The sequence below is a fragment of the Brevundimonas sp. GCM10030266 genome (genome assembly GCF_042666595.1).
In the GTDB taxonomy this organism is placed as follows: Bacteria; Pseudomonadota; Alphaproteobacteria; order Caulobacterales; family Caulobacteraceae; genus Brevundimonas.
In genome coordinates, this window is record NZ_JBHTCY010000006.1 from 22,588 (window position 1) to 42,526 (window position 19,939).

The window sequence follows — 19,939 nt, forward strand, 5'->3', positions numbered from 1 at the left end:
GCGGGGTTCTCGTTTCAGGCTTTGACCGGCCTTAGTGAGCCGCGCTCACAGTGGCGCCGTCGGTCGGCGGGGCGGCGGCGGGGAGCGGTTCGGCTTCCTCGTCCCACTCTACCGGGGTCAGGGCGCCGGTCAGGGCCCATTTCAGGGCCTCGTCGGCGGTCTTGATCGGAACGATCTCCAGCGCGCCCTTCACATTGTCGGGCACGTCGGCGAGGTCCTTCTCGTTCTCTTCCGGGATCAGCACCGTCTTGATGCCCGAGCGGAGGGCCGCCAGCAGCTTCTCCTTCAGGCCGCCGATGGCGGTGACCCGGCCGCGCAGGGTGATCTCGCCGGTCATGGCGATGTCCTTGCGGATCGGGATGCCGGTCAGGACCGAGACCATGGCCACGGTCATGGCCACACCAGCCGAGGGGCCGTCCTTGGGCGTCGCGCCGTCCGGCACGTGCACGTGGATGTCGGTCTTCTCGAACACCGGCGGCTTCACGCCGAAGCTGAGCGCCCGCGAGCGGACGTAGGACGCGGCGGCGGAGATCGACTCCTTCATCACGTCCTTCAGGTTGCCGGTCACGGTCATGCGGCCGCGGCCCGGCATCTTGAGCGCCTCGATGGTCAGGATGTCGCCGCCGAACTCGGTCCAGGCCAGACCGGTGACGATGCCGACCTGATCCTCCTCGTCCGTCTCGCCGTGGCGGAACTTCTTCACGCCCGCGTATTCGGCCAGCTTGGCCTCATCCACGGTGATCGAGGTCGCGCCGGTCTTGGCCATCTCGCGAACCGCCTTGCGGGCCAGTCCGCCGAACGCCCGCTCCAGCGACCGCACGCCGGCTTCCCGGGTGTAGTAGCGGATCAGGTCGCGGATGATGTCGTCCGGCACCACGAATTCCGCCGGCTTCAGACCGTTGTCGGTCGTGACCTTGGGCAGGACGTGACGCTTGGCGATCTCGACCTTCTCGTCCTCGGTGTAGCCGCTGACCCGGATGATCTCCATCCGGTCCATCAGGGGCTGGGGCATGTTCAGGCTGTTCGCCGTGGTGACGAACATGATGTTGGACAGGTCATAGTCGACCTCGAGGTAGTGGTCCCCGAAGGTCGAGTTCTGGGCCGGATCCAGCACCTCCAGCAGCGCCGACGAGGGGTCGCCGCGCCAGTCGGCGCCCAGCTTGTCGATCTCGTCCAGCAGGATGAAGGCGTTGGTGGTCTTCGCCTTCTTCATCGACTGGATGATCTTGCCCGGCATGGAGCCGATGTAGGTCCGGCGGTGACCGCGGATCTCGGCCTCGTCGCGCACGCCGCCCAGCGACATACGGACGTATTCACGCCCGGTCGCCTTGGCGATGGACTTGGCCAGCGAGGTCTTGCCGACGCCGGGAGGGCCGACGAGGCACAGGATCGGGCCTTTCAGCGAACCGGTGCGCGCCTGAACGGCCAGATACTCGATGATCCGTTCCTTGACCTTCTCCAGGCCGTAGTGATCCTCCTCGAGGATGTCCTCGGCCTTCTGCAGGTCGATCGGCTTCTGCTTGGCCTTGCCCCACGGGATCGACAGCAGCCAGTCGAGGTAATTCCGCACCACCGTGGACTCGGCCGACATCGGGCTCATGTTGCGCAGTTTCTTGACCTCGGCCTCGGCCTTGGTCCGCGCTTCCTTGGACAGGCGGGTCTTGCGGATCCGCTTCTCCAGTTCGAGGATTTCGTCGCGCTGGTCGTCGGTCTCGCCCAGCTCGCGCTGGATCGCCTTCATCTGCTCGTTCAGATAATATTCGCGCTGGGTCTTCTCCATCTGGCGCTTCACGCGCGAGCGGATCTTCTTCTCGACCTGCAGGACGGAAATCTCGCCCTCCATCAGGCCGTAAACCTTCTCCAGACGCGACGGCACAGCGACGGTTTCAAGCAGGGCCTGCTTGTCGCCGATCTTCACCGACAGGTGCGCGGCCACCGAGTCCGCCAGCTTGGACGGGTCGGTGATCTGGGGGATGGAGCTGAGGGCCTCGGGCGGGACCTTCTTGTTCAGCTTCACATAGTTTTCGAACTGCTCGATCACCGCGCGCAGCAGGGCCTCGGACTGGGAGGGTTCGCCCTCCTCATCCGCGATCTCCTCGGCCTCGGCCTCGAAATACTCGGTGCGGTCGGTGAATTTCAGCAGGCGCGCGCGGCCCTTGCCCTCGACCAGCACCTTCACGGTGCCGTCGGGCAGCTTCAGCAGCTGCAGGACATTGGCCAGCACGCCGATGGGATAGATGGCGTCAGCGGACGGATCGTCGTCGACGCTGTTCTTCTGGGTGGCGAGCAGGATCTGCTTCTCGCCCTTCATGATCTCGTCCAGCGCCCGCACGGATTTCTCGCGGCCCACGAAGAGGGGCACGACCATGTGCGGGAACACCACGATGTCTCGCAGCGGCAGGACGGGAAGTGTCTTGGTCTCGGTCATAGATGCTACTCCGGGGCCCTTGTTGATCGTGGACCCGCCGCGTCGGCGGCCGGAACGCTATGTTCGGTCGTATCGACTCGGCCCGCCGTTCCGGCGGCCTTCATACGAGTATGTGGTTTTGCAGTCGCGCCATTCAAGCGTGACTGGCAAAGGCGGCTGGGGACCGTTGGAGAAAGGTGAAGCTGCATCGTTCGTGCAGCGGTTCCGGGAAGCCGCCCTGACACCATGCGCCCTGCCCTCCCGGACCGGCAAAACTCACCGGAACGCCCTGTGGCCCTGCCGCCACCCTCGCTTCCAAACGCAACGAAACGGCCAGCGCTGCCGTTCAGCAGGCGGACATATAAGGGAGGAAACCGTCCATGAGAGCTCTTCTGCTGTGCGCCGCCGGCGCCCTGACCTTCGGTCTGGCCGCCTGCCAGCAACCCGAGGAACCTGCGCCGCCGCCCGCCGACATGAGCGGCGCCACGGAGGCGGAAAGCGCCGCCGGCCCCGCCTTGACAGGCACTGCGTCCGGCGCCGGAGCCCGCGCCCCGGCCTCGTCCGCTGCCAGCGGCTCCGGCGCGACGGGCGGCTCGACTGACGCCACGGCCGCGCCGTCCCCCGGCGAAGGCATGATGAGCGGCCCCAGCCCGGCGGTGCGGGACAACGCCAAGACGAAGGCCGAGGAGACCAACCTGCATCCCCGCACCCCCTGAGGCGGGGACGCCGGACAGCAAAAAGGCCGCCCCGTGAAGGGCGGCCTTTTCAGTTTCAGCGGAGCGATCCGGTCAGGCGGCGCTGTCAGGCGTCGCGGCGGCGCTCTTCTTGCCCTTGGTCTCGGCATAGATCAGCAGGGGCTGGGCCTTGCCTTCGATGACTTCGGCGTTGACCACCACTTCTTCGACACCCTCGAAGGTCGGCAGCTCGAACATGGTCTCGAGCAGGATGCCTTCCAGGATCGAGCGCAGGCCGCGCGCGCCGGTCTTGCGGGTGATGGCCTTCTTGGCGACGGCGTTGAGCGCGTCGTCGGTGAAGGTCAGGTCGACATTCTCCATCTCGAACAGGCGCTTGTACTGTTTGACCAGGGCGTTCTTCGGCTCGGTCAGGATGGTGACCAGCGCCTTCTCGTCCAGATCCTCCAGCGTCGCCAGAACGGGCAGACGGCCGATGAACTCGGGGATCAGGCCGAAACGCATCAGATCGTCCGGCTCGACACCCTTGAGGATGTCGCCGGTGCGGCGCTCGTCGATTTCCTTCACACGAGCGCCGAAGCCGATCGAGGCCCCTTCGCCGCGCGCCGAGATCACCTTCTCCAGGCCGGCGAAGGCGCCGCCGACGATGAACAGGATGTTGGCGGTGTCGACCTGCAGGAACTCCTGCTGCGGATGCTTGCGACCGCCCTGCGGGGGCACGGAGGCGACGGTGCCTTCCATGATCTTCAGCAGGGCCTGCTGCACGCCCTCGCCCGAGACGTCGCGGGTGATCGAGGGGTTGTCCGACTTGCGCGAAATCTTGTCGATTTCGTCGATGTAGACGATGCCGCGCTGGGCCCGCTCGACGTTGTAGTCCGAGGCCTGGAGCAGCTTCAGGATGATGTTCTCGACGTCTTCACCAACGTAACCGGCTTCGGTCAGGGTGGTGGCGTCGGCCATGGTGAAGGGCACGTCGATGATACGCGCCAGCGTCTGGGCCAGCAGCGTCTTGCCGGAGCCCGTCGGGCCGATCAGCATGATGTTCGACTTGGCCAGCTCGACGTCGTTGTTCTTCGTCGCGTGGTTCAGGCGCTTGTAGTGGTTGTGGACCGCGACCGAGAGGACCTTCTTCGCGTGACCCTGACCGATGACATAGTCATCCAGGACTTCGCGGATTTCCTTCGGGCTGGGGACGCCGTCCTTAGCCTTGGAGAAGGAGATTTTGTGCTCTTCACGGATGATGTCCATGCACAGCTCGACGCATTCATCACAGATGAACACGGTCGGTCCGGCGATGAGCTTGCGCACCTCGTGCTGGCTCTTGCCGCAGAACGAGCAGTAGAGCGTACTTTTGGCGTCGGTGCCGGCTGCCTTGGTCATAGACCCTTCTCACTCCCGCGGTTCACCCCGATATGAGGCGGAACGCGCTTCCTCCGCGTTGATTCCCGAACATTGGGCGCAAAGGTCTTCAAAAATTGACAATCACCCATCCCAGCGTCCGCCACAAGCCCGCCGAAGCGTGGCCGATGAGGGTTTCGGGACGTTCACTGTTGATGGGGATCACGGCGAATGTCTGACATGGGAAACGTTAAGGACTTTCGCCAGACTCCCGAACCGGGCGTTGCAAGCGGCGTGCCGGTCGTCGCCTTCGACTTCGACGGCACCCTGACCATCCGCGACAGCTTCACCAGCTTCCTGCGCTGGCGCGCCGGGCCCGGCGGCTGGGCCCTGGGCCTTGTGAAGATGGCTCCCGCCGTGGCGGCCTATGCCCGCGACCGGGACCGCGGCCGCATCAAGGCCGCCTCGGTGAAGGAGTTTTTGAAGGGCGTCAGCCGGGCCGAACTGGAGGCCGGGGCCGAGCGCTTCGCCGATCAGATCTGGTCCAGGTTCATGCGCCCGGACGCGCTGGAGGTCTGGAATGACTGGGGAAAACGCGGCGCCCATCGCGTAATCGTGACCGCCAGCCCGGCGCTGACCGTCGCGCCCTTCGCCCGTCGGCTGGGGGCGGAGAACTTGATCGGGACCGGACTGTCGTTTGATTCCGACGACCGGATCACCGGCGGATTCGACACGCCCAACTGCCGGGGCGAGGAAAAGATGCGACGTCTGCGCGCAGTCTATGGCCCGGACATCCGCCTCACCGCCGCCTACGGCGACACCTCGGGCGATACGGAGATGATCGCGGCGGCGGACGAGAAGGGCTTCCGGGTGTTCACCGGTCGGCCCTGAGTCCCCTCATCGGCCCTGTTCGTCCACGTCGAAGCTGACGGCCTTGCCGCGCGAGGTCGGCTCCCAGCCGGCCTCGATGATCGCCGTCACCGCGTTGCGGACGTGGTCGGTGTTGACGAACTGCTTCTCGGTGTCGGGCCGTCCGTTTGGGCGCAGCGGCGGCGGGAACTGCACGATGGCCTCCCGCTTGAAGTCCGCATGGCGCAGGGTGACGGCGATGCCTTCCCACTGGCCGCCGTGCGTCGGGCGCGGCTGGCGGCGCAGTTCCCAATGATAAACGTCGCCGTCGACCTCGACGGTCCCGCTGGAGTCACGTGTTTGCATGGCCGCCTGATAGCACAATCGGGCCTCAGCCCATCATCCGCCCGACAGCATTGTCCTTCCACACATAGCGGTGGACCAGAACCATGCCGATGTGGCCGACGATGGCGGCCAGCAGGACCCAGGCCAGCAGGCCGTGCAGGGCGTCGCCCGGCGCCGTCATCCACGCGATCTCGGGATAGCCGCCCGGCATCAGCGTCAGGCCGAACACCTCCAGCGGACGGCCCGATCCATACTGGCGCAGCAGGGCGAGGAAGGGCACGACCAGCATCAACCCGTACAGCAGCAGATGCCCGCCCAGCGCCGCCATCCCCAAGAGGCCGCCCCCGTGCGACGGGCGCTGACGCAGGTTGTAGAGCCCCCACAGGGCGCGGCTGACGATCAGCACCATCAGCAGGGTTCCGATCGGCTTGTGGCTGCCGACCATGAAGGCGGTCAGCTCGGACCGCCCCACGATCAGCTTCACCGCCATGCCGAGAAACTGCCAGGCCAGCAGGCCCGCGACACTCCAGTGAAGGGCGCGGGTGATCGCGCCGTACTTGAAGCCGTCGTCGCGCCAGCGGATCGCCATGGGTCAGTCCTGTTCCGGTGAAGGTCGCCTGTCGTCTAACGCGATGCGGGGCGGAGACCGTCGGATCTCCGCCCCGCAAATTGTCGCAGTCTGACGGGCGGTGAGCCGATCAGGATCCCGGCGTCTTCACGCCGTCGGCGTCCGCCTGTTCGCGGCGGTCGTAGACGTGGTCCACGATGCCCCAGGCCTTGGCTTCTTCCGCCGACATGAAGTGGTCGCGGTCGAGGGTCTTTTCGACTTCCTCATAGGTGCGGCCGGTGTGCTGGACGTAGATCTCGTTCAGGCGCTTCTTGGTGTAGCGGATGTCGGCGGCGTGCAGTTCGATGTCCGAGGCCTGACCGCGGAAGCCGCCCGAGGGCTGGTGCACCATGACGCGGGCGTTCGGCAGGGCCACGCGCTGACCGGCGGCGCCGGCCGTCAGGATCAGCGAGCCGGCCGAGGCGGCCATGCCCATGACCACGGTCGACACCGGCGAGCGGATGTACTGCATGGTGTCGTAGATCGCGAGCGCCGAGGACACCTGTCCGCCGGGGCTGTTGATGTACATGCTGATTTCCTTCTTCGGGTTTTCCGACTCAAGGAACAGCAGCTGGGCGCAGATCAGCGACGCCATGCCGTCCTCGAACGGGCCGGTCAGGAAGATGATGCGTTCGCGCAGCAGGCGCGAGAAGATGTCGAAGGAGCGCTCGCCCCGGCTGGATTGCTCGACCACCATCGGGACGAGGTTCATGTTCATCAGTTCGATCGGATCGCGCATTCAGGCCTTCTCGGGGATGCCCACCTAAGGGAGTGTCTGGGGCCGCGACTCAGCGGTCGCTGGCCCTGTTGGACAGGATATCGTCTTGAGGAAGGGTTGACGCAAGGCGCGTCGGCGATTGCGCCGCGCATCCGGTCCGAGCGTCGGGCGTCCGGTGGTCCTAGCCGCCGCTTCTCAGGGACCGGGCCATCCGGCGCGCCAGCTCCGTCTCCTGATGCCAGCCGTTCGCCACGTCAGGCCGCGAGGCATAAAGCGACACCAGGAAGTTGGCGTCCCATTCCGTCAGCCTGTCCGGCGCCGTCGAGGACGTGGAGAACAGGTTCATGATCGTATCCGCCTCGCTCACCTCCGCCGTCGGATCGATCTGTGCCAGCGCCAGCAGGGCGACATAGTCCGTCAGGGCGCCGAAGGACGCCGCGCCGGCCTTGTCCACGTCGATGACGATCACCACCCGCGCCAGATCGTGGCGAATGCTGGAGCCGATCCGTGACGATCGGCTGATATTCACTTGGGGCGCCCCGTCGGGCCACAGTGCGATCGCGACCTCTCCGGTTTCGTTCACCACCGGAAGGGCCACGTGCCACCACCGGACCGGGGCGTCCGAGTCGCGGAACCGCTGCAGCGCCGCACCGCCGAGGTCGGTCCCGCCGGTCGACGGACGGAAGGCGTTGATGTTTCGCGTGGCGTCCAGGACCAGGGCGTCGGCGTCGGCGGTATGGGCGGCGACCACCATCACGTTCGGGCGGCATCCCGGCTCCCCCGACCGCACGCCCAGCACGTTGCCGACCACGGCCACCCGGTCAATCAGCACCTGCGCGGCGTCGGCGCGCATGTTGGCCACGCCCACGCACAGCGGACCGTTCCAGCGCGCCAGCGGACGTCGGCCCGGGGCGCGGCTGATCTCGTCGACGAAACGGCGGGTGCGCTCGACCAGCATGCCTTCGACGACAACGTCCGAGAGGGTCGTTTCCGGCATGGCCTGCTGCGGCGCCGGGGGCGTGTCCTGCGCGGTTGCGGGCGAGACGGCCATGAGAAGCGCGGCGACCGCCACGGCGGGCGAAATCAGTCTGGTCATGTTCGCGGCCCTCCCCGGCCACCCTTGGAGCGAACAACGATACCGCGAAATCCCGATCCGGATAAGACCCAAGCGAGCGCAGGGACAAACCGCCGGGTCGCGCAGGAAAAAGGCCCGTCAGGATATCCCGACGGGCCTCGTTCCGTATCGCAGCGTCAAACGACTTAGATGTCGTCTTCTTCCTTCAGCAGCTCTTCCTTGGTGATCGCCTTGTCGGTGACGTCGGCGGTCGAGAAGATCAGGTCGCAGACCTTCTCCTCATAAATCGGGGCGCGCATCTGGGCGGCGGCGTTCGGGTTCTGGCGATAGAAGTCCAGCACCTGACGCTCCTGACCCGGATAGTTGCGGGCCTCGTTCATGATGGCGTTGTTCAGTTCCTGGTCCGACACCGTGACGTTGGCGGCGCGGCCGATCTCGGCGAGAACCAGGCCCAGGCGCACGCGGCGCTCGGCGATCTTCTTGTACTCGGCCTTCAGCTCGTCGTCCGACTTCTTGGCGTCGTCTTCCGGCAGGCGACCGGCGGCCTTGTCAGCCTCGACCTGCTGCCAGATGCCGTCGAACTCGGCTTCCACCATCTTCGGCGGCAGCGGGAAGTCGTGGGCCTTGTCCAGTTGGTCCAGCAGGGCGCGCTTCAGCTTGAAGCGGGCGGCGCCGGCGTATTGCTGGTTCAGGTTGGCCGACAGCAGTTCCTTCAGCTTGTCCAGCGACTCCAGACCGATGCGCTTGGCGAACTCGTCGTCCACCTTGGCTTCGGCCTCGGCCTTGATGGCCTTCACGGTGATGTCGAAGGTGGCCAGCTTGCCGGCCAGGTTGGCGGCCTGATAGTCGGCGGGGAAGGTGACCTCGATGGTCTTCTCTTCACCGACCTTGGCGCCGGTCAGTTGCTCTTCGAAGCCCGGGATGAAGCGGCCCGAACCGATGACCAGTTCGGCGTCCTCGGCCGAACCGCCTTCGAACACTTCACCGTCCAGCTTGCCGACGAAGTCGATGATCAGCTGGTCGCCTTCGGCGGCCTTCACGGTCTTGCCCTTCTTGTCCTCATAGGACTTGGCCTGACCGGCCAGTTCCGTCAGGGCCTCGTCCAGATCGGCGTCCGACGCTTCATAGGTCGGGCGATCCAGCTTCAGGGTCTTGATGTCGACCGGGGTGAACTCCGGCATGACTTCCAGCGACATTTCGTACGTCAGGTCTTCCTGACCGGCGATGACCTTGTCCATGTCCGAGATCAGCTTCATCTCGGCCGGAGCGGCCGGACGGACCTTGGCCTCGTCCAGGGCGGCCTGGCTGGAGGTGTTCAGCGAGTCGTTGATGATCTCGCCCATGAAATCACGGCCGAAGGTCTTCTTGACGTGGGCGGCCGGCACCTTGCCCGGACGGAAGCCCTTGAGCTTCATCTGCGGCGCGACTTCCTTCAGGCGCGCGTCCAGCTTTTCGTTCAGCTCGGCGACGGGGATGGTCACCGCGATCACGCGGCTCAGGCCTTCGGAGGACTTTTCGACGACTTGCATGGTCGGGATATCTGACGCTCTGGGGCGGCGCCAGAAAGGCCGGCGCGCGCGGTGTGGGAAAAGCAATAAGGGCCGCCCCTTCGGAGGGCGGCGCCTTTGAGCCCGCCCTTATGTCGATGACCGCCCGAAAGGTCAACGCAAGCCGTGGTGGTTTCGATTGCGCGTGACCGCCGCTATCTGTGGGGGATGACCGAGTCACCCTCCCCGATCGGCGTCGGCGTCGTTCCCGTCACCCCGCTGCAGCAGAACTGCACCATCGTCTGGTGCCAGAAGACGAAGAAGGCCGCGATCATCGATCCGGGCGGTTCCGTCGATGGTCTGCTGGCCACCGTGAAGCAGAACGGGCTGACGCTGGAGGCGATCTGGATCACCCACGGCCACCTCGATCACGCCGGCGGCGCCGCCGAGATGCAGGAGAAGACCGGGCTGGATATCATCGGCCCGCACGAGGCCGATCGGTTCTGGATCGACCAGATCCCGGAGAACGGCCTGCGCTACGGCATGCCCGGCTGCCGCAGCTTCACCCCGACCCGCTGGCTGGACGACGGCGACACCGTGACCCTGGGCGAGACGACCTGGGAGGTCTTCCACTGCCCCGGCCACACGCCCGGCCACGTCATCTTCTTCAACCGCGAGGCCCGCTTCGCCCAGGTCGGCGACGTGCTGTTCCAGGGCTCGATCGGACGCACCGACTTTCCGCGCAGCGACCATGCCGCCCTGCTGGACGCCATCGTCACCAAGCTGTGGCCGCTGGGCGACGACGTGACCTTCATTCCGGGACACGGCGGCCATTCGACCTTCGGGGCCGAGCGGCGCACCAACCCGTTCGTCTCGGATGAGGCCCTGCGCCGCGCGCCGATCGCGCGCCCGGCGACCGGCCCCTCCTAGCGGGCGGCCAGCAGGCCGATCAGCACGCCGAGGCCCAGCGCATAGAGCGAATAGCGCACTGGCTCTTCCTCGACCGTGTGGCGCAGGGCGCCGGCGCGATTGCGGCCCCAGCTTCCGACGGCGCGGGCGTCCTCGCGGATCGCCCGGCGCAGCGGCCTGACCCCCAGCGAGCGCATCTCGTCGCGCTGCAGGATGGCGTCGGCCTCGCGATCCAGCCGGCTGGCGGGGCTGTCAAACTCATCGGTGATGTCGTCGGCGATGGTCTGGCCGGTATAGGTCTCGGTCATGGGGAGGCTCCCTGGGCTCTGGAGAAATGTCGGTCCCTTCAATCCGTTGGGCGCGAGGGCGGTTCCCCTTGCGCGCCGTGGTCCATCCAAAGCCCCCATCGTGATGAAACGGCGCCGCGACGCCCCGCGTTGGCTTCCCTGAAGGAGCCCGCCATGACCCACACTGATCCCGGCAGTGACCCTGAAATCCCGCCACCGAACACGCCGGGTCCGGACATTGACCCCGGAGGCGCGCCCCCTGAGGCGCCGGGTCGCACCCCCGGTCGCGAACCGGGCATCCTGCCGCCCGATCTTCCGGGTCCGGACATCGACCCCGGCTCCACCCCTGAAGAGGCTCCGCAGCAGGACCCTGGGGGCGCCGTCCCCGACGATTCGCGCCCCTACGGGTAATTCCGGTTTCCGGAAACCCTGTGATTCGTTCGCATTTCCGTGACCGGATGACCGGAACCGGACTTGACCGAGGGGGTTCATTTCGCAACCGCCACCGTCGCCACGAAAGGACCCACCGATGGCTCAAGGTCAGCCCACCCGCGCCTCCGGGGTCTCCAAACGGGGCTTTGCCTCGATGGACCCGGAACGTCAGCGCGAGATCGCCCGCAAGGGCGGCGCAAGCGTACCCAGCGAGAAACGCAGCTTCTCGCAGGACCGCAGCCTCGCCGCACAGGCCGGGCGCAAGGGCGGCGAAGCCTCCCACGGTTCGCGCAACCAGAAAGACCAGCCGGTCGAATAGACCCGCCGACACTTCTGAAAGTCCTGAAAGGGCGACGCCGAACGCGTCGCCCTTTTGCGTTTCCGGGCCTCAGCCTTCCAGCAGGGCCAAGGCCACGGACGGCGCGGCCCCCTCGCGGAACTCGGCCACCCGCCACCCGGCGCTTTCCGCCAGGGCGCGCACGGACGCCTCGGTGAATTTGCGCGAGTTCTCGGTGTGGAGGGTCTCACCGCGGGCGAAGGCGAAGGTCTGTCCAGCCACGTTGACCGTCATCGGCCGGGTCGCCTGCAGGTGCATCTCCATGCGCGCCGACGCCGCATCCCACACCGCCAGATGGGCGAAGGCCTCGACATCGAAATCGGCGCCCAGCTCTCGGTTGGCCCGGACCAGCAGGTTGCGATTGAACGCCGCCGTCACGCCGCTGGCGTCGTCATAGGCGGCGATGAGGGTCGCCGGATCCTTCACCAGATCGACCCCCAGCACGAACAGGGCGTCATCGCCCAGCAGGCGACGCGCGCCGCTCAGGAAGGCCACGGCTTCATCGGGCGTCAGATTGCCGATGGTCGAGCCCGGGAAGAAGCCGACCTTGCGCCCGCGCCCCAGCCCTTCGGGCAGCTCGCCCAGCGCCAGGAAGTCCCCGACCACGGGAACAACCTCCAGACCCGGGTAGGCGTCGCGTATCCGCTGCGCCGCCGCGTCGAGCGCGTCGGGGCTGATATCGACCGGCACATAGGCCGCCAGCTCTGGCGCGGTGTCCAGCACGATGCGGGTCTTCTCGCTGGCCCCCGAGCCGAACTCGACCAGCACCGCGCCGGGTCCGAACAACGGCGCCCAGTCCGGCGCCGTGGCGCGCAGCAAGGCCGCCTCCTGCCGGGTCGGATAATATTCCGGCAGGCGGGTGATATCCTCGAACAGGTCCGAGCCCGCCGCGTCATAGAACCATTTCGGCGAGGTCGACTTCGGCGAACGCGACAGCCCCGCGATCAGGTCGTCACGGAAGGCGGTGTTGTCGTCGTCAGTCACGCTTGCACTTTCACCGGGACGATCCGCCGCCAGCCTCAGCCCCGTGAAGGCCCAGCGCTGGTGCGGATAGAAGAAGTTGCGATAGCTGGCCCGCCCGTGCCCCTCGGGCGTCGCGAAGCTGGAGCCGCGCAGGACGGCCTGGTTGACCATGAATTTGCCGTTGTACTCCGAGGCCGTGCCTTCGGTCGGCCGGAAGCCGGGGTAAGGCGCATAGGCCGAGGCGGTCCATTGCCAGAGCTCGCCGAACACGTTCGACAGCGCATCAGGTCGCATCTGCGCCGCATGCTCCCACTCCGCCTCGGTCGGCAGGCGCCTGCCGGCCCAGCGGGCATAGGCGTCGGCTTCATACAGGCTGATGTGGCGCACCGGCGCCGCCGGATCGACCGGTCGACGTCCCGCCAGCGTCATCACCGTCCAGCCCTCGCCCTCCTGGCGCCAGTACAGGGGCGCGTTCCAGCCCTCGGCCTTGACCGTCGCCCAGCCGTCCGACAGCCACAGCTCGGGCCGGGCGTAGCCGTCATCGGCGATGAAGTTCAGCCAGTCGCCGTTGCTGACCAGATCATTCGACAGGGCGAACGGCTCCAGCCAGACCCTGTGGCGCGGCCCCTCATTGTCGAAGGCGAAGCCCTCGCCGTCGTGCCCGATCTCGACCAGGCCGCCCACGAAAACGGTCTCCCCGCCCCGCCCGGGTTCCGCCGCGGCGGCGCGCGGCTCCTTCGCCCAGGCCGCCGGGTCCAGTGGCGAGCGGGACATCAGGTTCAGCATATCCATGAGGAACAGCTCCTGATGTTGCTGGTCATGGTTCAGGCCGAGGGTGAACAGGTAGCGGGCGCGGGCATCCATGTCGCCCTGCCCCAGCCAGCGGATCATCCGCCGGTCGATCTCGCGACGATAGGCCAGCACCTCATCCAGCGACGGGCGGGTCATCAGCCCGCGCTCGGGCCGGTCCACGCGGGCGCCCAGCGCCTCGTAATAGCTGTTGAACAACACCTGCCAGCGCGGATCGACGGGCCGGTAGTCCGGCTCGGCGGACAGGATCATCGCCTCGAAGAACCAGCTCGTATGGGCCAGATGCCATTTGCCCGGGCTGCAGTCCGGCATGGACTGGGCCGCCAGATCCTCCGCCGACAGGCCCTGCGCGAGCGCGGGCATGGCCGCCCGCACCTGACGGTACAGGTCGATATCCTCGTCAGCGCTCGAGCGGACAGGCGAATGGACGTTCATGCGGACAGGCTCCCCACCACGCCCCGTCAACATGGGGCAGCGTGAACCTAACTGCCACCCGTCGGTCCCGTTCCTGTCAGCAGTCTGGCGCCAGCCCCGATATCGGTCCGACGTCAGAGGCCGCGCATGGCCTCCAGCACCGCGTCCACCGTCTCTTCCCGGGTCGCCCAGGAGCAGACGAAGCGGACCGAGCCGTCATCGAAGCGGTAGCAGGCCCAGCCCAGCTCATTGAGCCGCTGGTGCGCCTCGGGGGGCATCCGTACGAAGACGGCGTTGGCCTCGACCGGGTGGGCCAGGACGAACGGCGTGTGCTGCATGATCCCGGCGGCCAGTCGCTGGGCCATCAGGTTGGCGTGGGCGGCGCCGCTCTCCCAGTCGCCGCTTTCCAGCAGACCCAGGAAGGGCGCGGCCAGATAGCGGCCCTTGGACGCCACCTGCCCCGCCTGCTTCAGCCGATTGTCGATCCGCCGGGCCAGCGACTTGTCGAACATGACGATGGCTTCGGTGCAGTTGGCCCCGGCCTTGGCCCCGCCGAAGACCAGGATGTCGACGCCCAGCCGCGCGATCTGGGTCAGGTCGAAGCCCGCCGCCGCCGCATTGGCCAGTCGGGCCCCGTCCATGTGCACCCCATACCCCGCCGCCTTCACCGGCTCGATCAGGTGGCGCAGCTCTTCCTCGGAATAGACGGTGCCGTATTCGGTGGACTGGGTCAGGCTCAGGGCTGCGGGCGGCTGGCGATGGCCGACCTCCGGCTCCTCCAGCGCGGCCTGAAGGGCGGTCAGCTCGATCTTGCCCGAAAAGCCCGGCAGGCCGATCAGGCCAACGCCCTGGCCGAAGAAGCCCGGCGCGCCCGTCTCGTCGGTGCAGATATGGGCCGCATGGTGGGCCAGCACCGCCTCATGCGGCCAGGCCAGCATCGACAGGGCGATCGAATTGGCCGCCGTGCCGGAGAAGACAAACCGCACCTCGGCGTCGGCGTCCAGCCGCTGGCGGATCTGGTCGGCGGCGCGCGCGGTGACGTCGTCCGCCCCATAGGCCCGGGCATAGCCCTCATTGGCCGCGATCAACCCCTGCAGCGCCGAGGGCGCCATGCCGGCGGTGTTGTCGGACCCGAAATCGTAACGCACGGCTATCCTTCCCCGTCGTTCTTCCCGGCCGCCGGTTCCGGCGGCCCGACCGGCTTCACCAACACCGGAACAACCTCTTCATCGCCATAAGGCACAGCCACCTGATGCGGGAACGGAATCTCGATGCCCGCGGCGTCCAGCGCCTCCTTGCCGCCCTGCATCAGGTCGGCCTGGGTCTGCCACCAGTCCTCGACCTTGACCCAGGCGTGCAGGGTCACCTGCACCGAACTGTCCAGCAGGGCCGTCACCCCCGTCCACGGATGCGGGTCCGGCAGCACCTGCGCATGCGCCACGGCCATGTCGGCCAGGACGCAGCGCGCCTTGTTCAGGTCGTCGCCATAGCCGACGCCGAAATGGATCTCGACGCGTCGGGTCTGCTGGCCGGTCAGATTGGTCAGCGGGTCGCTCAGCACCTTGGAGTTGGGGATGACGATCTTGTGGTTGTTGGCGTTCGACAGCTGGGTGGTGAACAGGTCCAGCCGCTGCACGGTGCCGGACATCCCGCCGACATCGACCACATCCCCGACCCGGTAGGGGCGCAGGATCAGCAGCATGATGCCCGAGGCGACGTTCGACAGCGTCCCCTGCAGGGCCAGACCGACCGCCAGCGAGGCGGCGCCCAGCACGGCGATGATCGACGTGGTCTGCACGCCGAGGCGCTGCAGCACGGCGATCATGCCGATGATGATGACGATGACCCGCACCACCTGGGTGGCGAAGCTGAGCACGGTCGGGTCGTGGCGGAAGCCGCGCATGCGCGACAGACCGTTCCGCGCCGCCCTCGCCGCCCATTTCGACGCAAACAGCGTCACGGCGAAGATCAGGATGGCGACGGTCAGGTTGATCGCGAAGTCGCCGGCCATATCGGTCAGCTTGGCGATCATGGCGGCGTCGATCGCGGCGGCCTTCTGGCCCGCGGCGACCGCCTCGTTCAGGGGAGCAACGAAGATGGACATGGGGCGGGTCTAACGCACGAGTCCCGGAATGGAACCCCGAAGACCGGAATCGAGGGACTTTTCAGGCGAAACGCCGGTCGCTTACGCCGCCGCGCGCGACTGGGCTTCCTGCTGGGCCGAAAGGGCCTGGATGCCGGCCCGGCCGCCGTTGACCCGGTTCATCACCATGGCCAGGGCCGCGAAGTCGATCGGCTTGTTCAGATAGGCGTCGGCGCCCGCGTCCAGACCGGCCTGATGATCCTCGGTCCGGGCCGAGGCTGACAGCACCACCACCGGGGTTTCACAGTTCGGACCGTCCCCGGCGCGGATGGCGCGGGTGGCGGTCAGGCCGTCCATCACCGGCATGTTCACGTCCATGATGATCAGGTCGAAGCGCTGCTCGCCCGCCGCGTCGATGGCGATCTGCCCGTTCTCGGCGGTGGCCGACGTATGGCCCGCCGACGACATCCAGGCTTCCAGGATCATGCGGTTGACCGGATGGTCCTCGACCACCAACACGTTCAGCGAATGGCCGCCCTCGACCTCCGCAACGATGGCTTCGGCCTCCTGCTCCTGCGCCCAGCAGACCACATCGGCCTCGACGCTGAAGGTGAAGGTCGAGCCCTCGCCCACCGTCGATTCCACCGTGATGTCGCCGCCCATGATGTTGGCCATCCGGCGCGAGATGGTCAGGCCCAGCCCCGTGCCGCCGAACCGGCGCGTCGAGGAGGCGTCGACCTGGGTGAAGGGCTGGAACAGGCGCTCCAGATCCTCCGGCGAGATGCCGGAGCCCGAGTCGCGGATCATGAAGTCGAACTTCACCCGGTCGTCGGCCAGACGCCCGGCGCGGACGGTGTAGGTGATCTGGCCTTCGTCGGTGAACTTCACCGCATTGGACAGCAGGTTGTGAATGACCTGGCAGACGCGCAGCGGGTCGCCGCGCACGATGGCGGGCACCTCGCCCTCGCGGACCGCGACGAAATCGAGGCCCTTGGCCTCGGCCTGGGCCTGGAACGGACCGGTGACGCGCTTGTCCAGATCCTCGACGTTCACATCGACGACCTCGAAGGTCATCTTGCCCGCCTCGATCTTGGTCATGTCGAGGATGTCGTTCAGCAGGCTGAGCAGGTTGTCGCCCGAGTTGCGGATGATCGACAGATATTCGCGCTGGGTCGGCTCAAGACGCGTGGCGCTCAGCAGCTGGGCCGCGCCCAGCACGCCGTTCATCGGGGTGCGAAGCTCGTGCGAGATCACGCCGAGGAAGTTCGACTTGGCGTCATTGGCCGCATTCGCCTTGTCGCGAGCCGATTCCAGCTCCTCGATCAGATGGGCCTGATGCTCCTGGAAGGCGCGGATGCGCTCCTCGCGCAGCATGGTCATGGTCACCAGCACGAACAGACCGGCGGCGGTGAACGGCACCACGGCCAGGAACTGCCAGAACTCGGGCGTGCCCCACAGGCTGGCGGCGATAATCAGGGCGGCCACGCCGTAGGGGGACGAAATCATCACCGCCTGACGCGGCGAGCTGCGAAGCTGGGCGAAGACCAGCACATAGCCGGCCACGAGGAAGGCCAGCCCCAGCGACGGGCCGAAGGTCGCGCCGGAGAACCACGCCAGCAGCGGGGCGACGGCCCAGGCGGCGGTGGTGGCGGTGGCGACGGCCGGGAACACCAGGCCCCAGCCCGTGCCGACACGCTGGCTGATGCGCTTCTCGACCGCGCCGCGGATCGTCCCGGCGGCCAGGGTGCCGATGAACCACAGGGTGGCGGCGGTCCAGCCGACGGTGGCCAGCAGGCCGATGGCCCAGCTGGAGATGATCAGATAGCGCAGATACTGGGTCTGCAGGATGGCGCGCAGGGCCTGGGCGGCCTCGCCGGCTTCGGGTTCTCCCGCGGGCTTGCCGATGCCGTCCGATTCAACCATGCCCTGCCCCGCCATGCGATTGCACAACCCGGCGGGGACGCTACGTGGAACCCCCTAAGACGAAGTGAACGCTGACGGTTATATGACAAACCCGGTTCGTCGAATTCAGGCCGCTTACGCCTCGGAAGGCGTCAGGGCCTTGATGGACAGGGCGTGCACCGGTCCGGCCAGTTCATCGCGCAGCAGACCGTTGATCGCCCGCTGTCGCTGGACGCGCCCCTGCCCCTCGAACGCCGTCGAGACGACCACCAGATTGAAATGCGACTCGCCACCCGGTTTCGCATCCATGCCGCCTTCATGGTGATGACCCGCGTGACGCCAGCTGTCGTCCTCGATCTCCAGACGCTCCGGCGCCAGCCCCGCGGTCAGTTTCTCGCGGATAATCGTCGCGATCGGGCCCTCGGGCATCGTCAAGTCCTTGTTGCGGTCTAATTCGGCCCTACACTTCGTGTGATGTCGTCCGCCTTTCAATACACGCCGCGCTTCAAGGACATGCGCATCAAGCCGCCCAAGCCCGAAGAAGAGGCTGCGGAGGCTGATGTCCTGCATCTCAAACCGGGCGAGAAGCCCTGTGACTGGCCCGATTGCCGCCAGGCCGCCACGGCCCGGGCGCCCAAGTCGCGCGAGCGGCTGAACGACTTCTATAATTTCTGCCAACGCCACGCGGGCGAGTACAACAAGGGCTGGAATTTCTACGCCGGAATGAGCGAGGGCGAGGTCCGCGCGGCGCAGGAAAACGAGGCCATGACCGGCGGTCGTCCGACCTGGGAGATGCAGGCCGGCAAGTTCACGCGCGAAGCCGCCGCCTTCGCCGCCAAGATGGGCACGTCCAACAACCAGGGCGCCGGCTCATGGCGCGACAGCTTCGGCCTGTTCGGCCGTCGCACCGCGGAACAGGCCGCCCCCGCGGGACAGGACGACCTGCGCATCGGCAAGCTGGAACGGGCGGCCCTGTCCGATCTGGACCTCGACGCCCGCACCGACAAGGCGGCGGTCAAGGCGCGCTATCACGAGCTGCTGAAACGCTTCCACCCGGACCTGAACCAGGGCGATCGCGGCGCCGAGGCCAAGCTCCAGCGCGTGATCAAGGCCTACAAGACGCTGAAGAAGGCGGGGCTGGCGGCCTAGCCATCGGCCCAATCCCCGCCCAGCAGACGCAGGGCGATCCGGTCCATCACCTGCTGCGACAGGTCGGTGTTGTTCAGCACCACCACCGTGGTCCGCTCGTCGAACAGGTGACCGACCACTGACCGGTAGCCGTCCGTGCGTCCGGTTTCCCAGCCACCATGCTTCACCTGCCCGTCGATATTCAGGGCCGCGACCCGGCCTCCAAGGGCGTAATGCTGTCCCGGGACCGTGATCCGCACCATCTCGGCGCGGGAGGCGGCGGACAACAGCGTCCCGTCGAACACTCCGTGCGCGGCGTTCAGCAGATCCATGGCCGTGCTGTAGAAGCCGCCTGCCGCGGCGGTGAATCCCGGGCGCGGCCCCATCTTCAGCACCGGCGGAGACAGGGTCGCGTACCCCTTTGCCACATCATCGGCCTCCAGGAAGGCGTCATCCGCGATCCCCGTGTCGCGCAGGCGTAGCGGCGTGATCACCAGCCGGTCCATCAGCGCCGGATAGGCTTCGCCGGTCGCCGCCTCCATGATGGCGATGACCAGAATCCAGTTGGTCACGACATAGTCGAACCGCGCTCCAGGCTCGAAGATCGGATCGCCCGAGCAGAAACGCGTCACCGCTTCGGCCGCGCTCATCGTCGAGCGTTTCAGCGACGGGTCCGCCGCCACGGCGTCGTTCAGCCGGTTCGGAATGCCGCTGGTATTGTTCAGCAGATGGCGCAGGGTCACCCGGTCACCGCTGTCCGCGCGATAGTCCGGCAGCCAGGTCCGGATCGGCGCGTCCAGCGCCAGCCGGCCCTGATCGACCAGCTGCAGGATCGCCGTCACGGTCAGCCATTTCGAGACCGAGGCGATGGCGTAGCGGTCGCCAACCGCCGCGGCTCGTCCGGTGGCGACATCCGCCATTCCGTAGGCCTTGCGGAAGGTCGGACGCCCGTCACACCCCAGCAGGATCACGCCGTTGAGCCCGAACTCGGCGGCAATGGCGTCCACCCGCGCCTCTTCATCATGCGCCCTTGCGGCGAAGGCGGGTGCGAGGACCGAAGCTCCGGCGCCCAGCATCAGGGCGCGGCGGACGGGATCAATCATGGATGCGGCTCCGGGAGGACTTTCAACACCCTCGCCGCGCGCTGCCCTGCGTC

At 67.1% G+C, this 19,939-nt stretch carries 19 protein-coding genes; 5 read left to right on the plus strand and 14 right to left on the minus strand.

The features are described 5' to 3' along the window. Positions 1-31 precede the first annotated feature (31 nt). Positions 32-2,428 (minus strand): endopeptidase La, encoded by a 2,397-nt coding sequence (gene lon, locus ACFQQC_RS17325; protein WP_376863795.1) that lies wholly within the window; start codon positions 2,426-2,428, stop codon positions 32-34. Between the two features lie 359 nt (positions 2,429-2,787). Here lon and ACFQQC_RS17330 point away from each other — a divergent pair, with 359 nt between their 5' ends. After that, positions 2,788-3,123, plus strand: a complete 336-nt coding sequence (locus ACFQQC_RS17330; protein ID WP_376863796.1) for a hypothetical protein — start codon at positions 2,788-2,790, stop codon at positions 3,121-3,123. A gap of 72 nt (positions 3,124-3,195) precedes the next feature. Here the strand turns inward: ACFQQC_RS17330 and clpX are convergent, their stop codons facing one another. Beyond that, positions 3,196-4,479 carry an ATP-dependent Clp protease ATP-binding subunit ClpX gene (gene clpX / locus ACFQQC_RS17335; RefSeq protein ID WP_376863797.1) on the minus strand — a complete coding sequence of 428 codons (1,284 nt, stop codon included), beginning with the start codon at positions 4,477-4,479 and terminating at the stop codon, positions 3,196-3,198. Positions 4,480-4,668: 189 nt separating this feature from the next. Here clpX and ACFQQC_RS17340 point away from each other — a divergent pair, with 189 nt between their 5' ends. After that, positions 4,669-5,328: an HAD-IB family hydrolase gene (locus ACFQQC_RS17340; RefSeq protein ID WP_376863798.1), complete on the plus strand. Its 660-nt coding sequence runs from the start codon at positions 4,669-4,671 to the stop codon at positions 5,326-5,328. Between the two features lie 6 nt (positions 5,329-5,334). Here ACFQQC_RS17340 and ACFQQC_RS17345 read toward each other — a convergent pair whose 3' ends face one another. The 5 genes from ACFQQC_RS17345 to tig form a co-directional block, all read right to left on the minus strand. Continuing rightward, positions 5,335-5,652, minus strand: coding sequence for a hypothetical protein (locus tag ACFQQC_RS17345; protein ID WP_376863799.1), 318 nt, complete (start codon positions 5,650-5,652; stop codon positions 5,335-5,337). A 25-nt stretch (positions 5,653-5,677) separates the two neighbouring features. Next, positions 5,678-6,220, minus strand: a complete 543-nt coding sequence (locus tag ACFQQC_RS17350; RefSeq protein ID WP_376863800.1) for a cytochrome b — start codon at positions 6,218-6,220, stop codon at positions 5,678-5,680. Between the two features lie 109 nt (positions 6,221-6,329). Beyond that, the gene (locus ACFQQC_RS17355) at positions 6,330-6,977 is read right to left on the minus strand and encodes an ATP-dependent Clp protease proteolytic subunit (protein ID WP_376863801.1); all 648 of its coding nucleotides are present in this window, start codon (positions 6,975-6,977) and stop codon (positions 6,330-6,332) included. A 160-nt stretch (positions 6,978-7,137) separates the two neighbouring features. Continuing rightward, on the minus strand, positions 7,138-8,052 hold the full coding sequence (locus ACFQQC_RS17360) for a hypothetical protein (RefSeq protein WP_376863802.1): 915 nt from the start codon (positions 8,050-8,052) through the stop codon (positions 7,138-7,140). 164 nt (positions 8,053-8,216) lie between these two features. Then, a complete protein-coding gene (gene tig / locus ACFQQC_RS17365) occupies positions 8,217-9,560 on the minus strand; it encodes a trigger factor (RefSeq protein ID WP_376863803.1) in 1,344 nt (447 codons plus the stop codon). Positions 9,561-9,746: 186 nt separating this feature from the next. Between tig and ACFQQC_RS17370 the strand changes: the two genes are divergently transcribed. Continuing rightward, positions 9,747-10,448: an MBL fold metallo-hydrolase gene (locus ACFQQC_RS17370; RefSeq protein ID WP_376863804.1), complete on the plus strand. Its 702-nt coding sequence runs from the start codon at positions 9,747-9,749 to the stop codon at positions 10,446-10,448. Here ACFQQC_RS17370 and ACFQQC_RS17375 read toward each other — a convergent pair. Continuing rightward, positions 10,445-10,735, minus strand: a complete 291-nt coding sequence (locus ACFQQC_RS17375) for a hypothetical protein (RefSeq protein WP_376863805.1) — start codon at positions 10,733-10,735, stop codon at positions 10,445-10,447. The two genes, ACFQQC_RS17370 and ACFQQC_RS17375, sit on opposite strands and share 4 nt — an antisense overlap. A gap of 508 nt (positions 10,736-11,243) precedes the next feature. On the opposite strand from ACFQQC_RS17375, the gene ACFQQC_RS17380 reads away from it, so the two are divergent. Continuing rightward, positions 11,244-11,465, plus strand: coding sequence for a general stress protein (locus ACFQQC_RS17380; protein WP_376863806.1), 222 nt, complete (start codon positions 11,244-11,246; stop codon positions 11,463-11,465). Between the two features lie 69 nt (positions 11,466-11,534). On the opposite strand, the gene egtB is transcribed toward ACFQQC_RS17380, so the two are convergent. From egtB to ACFQQC_RS17405, 5 genes are all read right to left on the minus strand, one after another. Continuing rightward, entirely contained in the window at positions 11,535-13,691 is a 2,157-nt protein-coding gene (egtB, locus tag ACFQQC_RS17385) for an ergothioneine biosynthesis protein EgtB (protein WP_376863807.1), read from the minus strand. Positions 13,692-13,804: 113 nt separating this feature from the next. Further along, a complete protein-coding gene (locus ACFQQC_RS17390; protein ID WP_376863808.1) occupies positions 13,805-14,818 on the minus strand; it encodes a threonine aldolase family protein in 1,014 nt (337 codons plus the stop codon). A 2-nt stretch (positions 14,819-14,820) separates the two neighbouring features. Then, a complete protein-coding gene (locus ACFQQC_RS17395; protein ID WP_376863809.1) occupies positions 14,821-15,774 on the minus strand; it encodes a mechanosensitive ion channel family protein in 954 nt (317 codons plus the stop codon). Between the two features lie 81 nt (positions 15,775-15,855). After that, on the minus strand, positions 15,856-17,676 hold the full coding sequence (locus ACFQQC_RS17400) for an ATP-binding protein (protein ID WP_376863810.1): 1,821 nt from the start codon (positions 17,674-17,676) through the stop codon (positions 15,856-15,858). 114 nt (positions 17,677-17,790) lie between these two features. Next, positions 17,791-18,084, minus strand: a complete 294-nt coding sequence (locus tag ACFQQC_RS17405) for a BolA family protein (RefSeq protein ID WP_376863811.1) — start codon at positions 18,082-18,084, stop codon at positions 17,791-17,793. A 45-nt stretch (positions 18,085-18,129) separates the two neighbouring features. On the opposite strand from ACFQQC_RS17405, the gene ACFQQC_RS17410 reads away from it, so the two are divergent. Next, complete coding sequence (locus ACFQQC_RS17410) at positions 18,130-18,804, plus strand: J domain-containing protein (protein ID WP_376863812.1); 675 nt, start codon at positions 18,130-18,132, stop codon at positions 18,802-18,804. Here ACFQQC_RS17410 and ACFQQC_RS17415 read toward each other — a convergent pair. Further along, positions 18,801-19,886, minus strand: a complete 1,086-nt coding sequence (locus ACFQQC_RS17415) for a serine hydrolase domain-containing protein (RefSeq protein WP_376863813.1) — start codon at positions 19,884-19,886, stop codon at positions 18,801-18,803. The genes ACFQQC_RS17410 and ACFQQC_RS17415 overlap by 4 nt on opposite strands. Positions 19,887-19,939: the final 53 nt, after the last annotated feature.

Excerpts from the sequence above, each read along its gene's own strand:
- lon (WP_376863795.1), bottom strand. The coding sequence starts at position 2,428 with ATGACCGAGACCAAGACACTTCCCGTCCTGCCGCTGCGAGACATCGTG.
- ACFQQC_RS17330 (WP_376863796.1), top strand. The coding sequence starts at position 2,788 with ATGAGAGCTCTTCTGCTGTGCGCCGCCGGCGCCCTGACCTTCGGTCTG.
- clpX (WP_376863797.1), bottom strand. The coding sequence starts at position 4,479 with ATGACCAAGGCAGCCGGCACCGACGCCAAAAGTACGCTCTACTGCTCG.
- ACFQQC_RS17340 (WP_376863798.1), top strand. The coding sequence starts at position 4,669 with ATGTCTGACATGGGAAACGTTAAGGACTTTCGCCAGACTCCCGAACCG.
- ACFQQC_RS17345 (WP_376863799.1), bottom strand. The coding sequence starts at position 5,652 with ATGCAAACACGTGACTCCAGCGGGACCGTCGAGGTCGACGGCGACGTT.
- ACFQQC_RS17350 (WP_376863800.1), bottom strand. The coding sequence starts at position 6,220 with ATGGCGATCCGCTGGCGCGACGACGGCTTCAAGTACGGCGCGATCACC.
- ACFQQC_RS17355 (WP_376863801.1), bottom strand. The coding sequence starts at position 6,977 with ATGCGCGATCCGATCGAACTGATGAACATGAACCTCGTCCCGATGGTG.
- ACFQQC_RS17360 (WP_376863802.1), bottom strand. The coding sequence starts at position 8,052 with ATGACCAGACTGATTTCGCCCGCCGTGGCGGTCGCCGCGCTTCTCATG.
- tig (WP_376863803.1), bottom strand. The coding sequence starts at position 9,560 with ATGCAAGTCGTCGAAAAGTCCTCCGAAGGCCTGAGCCGCGTGATCGCG.
- ACFQQC_RS17370 (WP_376863804.1), top strand. The coding sequence starts at position 9,747 with ATGACCGAGTCACCCTCCCCGATCGGCGTCGGCGTCGTTCCCGTCACC.
- ACFQQC_RS17375 (WP_376863805.1), bottom strand. The coding sequence starts at position 10,735 with ATGACCGAGACCTATACCGGCCAGACCATCGCCGACGACATCACCGAT.
- ACFQQC_RS17380 (WP_376863806.1), top strand. The coding sequence starts at position 11,244 with ATGGCTCAAGGTCAGCCCACCCGCGCCTCCGGGGTCTCCAAACGGGGC.
- egtB (WP_376863807.1), bottom strand. The coding sequence starts at position 13,691 with ATGAACGTCCATTCGCCTGTCCGCTCGAGCGCTGACGAGGATATCGAC.
- ACFQQC_RS17395 (WP_376863809.1), bottom strand. The coding sequence starts at position 15,774 with ATGTCCATCTTCGTTGCTCCCCTGAACGAGGCGGTCGCCGCGGGCCAG.
- ACFQQC_RS17400 (WP_376863810.1), bottom strand. The coding sequence starts at position 17,676 with ATGGTTGAATCGGACGGCATCGGCAAGCCCGCGGGAGAACCCGAAGCC.
- ACFQQC_RS17405 (WP_376863811.1), bottom strand. The coding sequence starts at position 18,084 with ATGCCCGAGGGCCCGATCGCGACGATTATCCGCGAGAAACTGACCGCG.
- ACFQQC_RS17410 (WP_376863812.1), top strand. The coding sequence starts at position 18,130 with ATGTCGTCCGCCTTTCAATACACGCCGCGCTTCAAGGACATGCGCATC.
- ACFQQC_RS17415 (WP_376863813.1), bottom strand. The coding sequence starts at position 19,886 with ATGATTGATCCCGTCCGCCGCGCCCTGATGCTGGGCGCCGGAGCTTCG.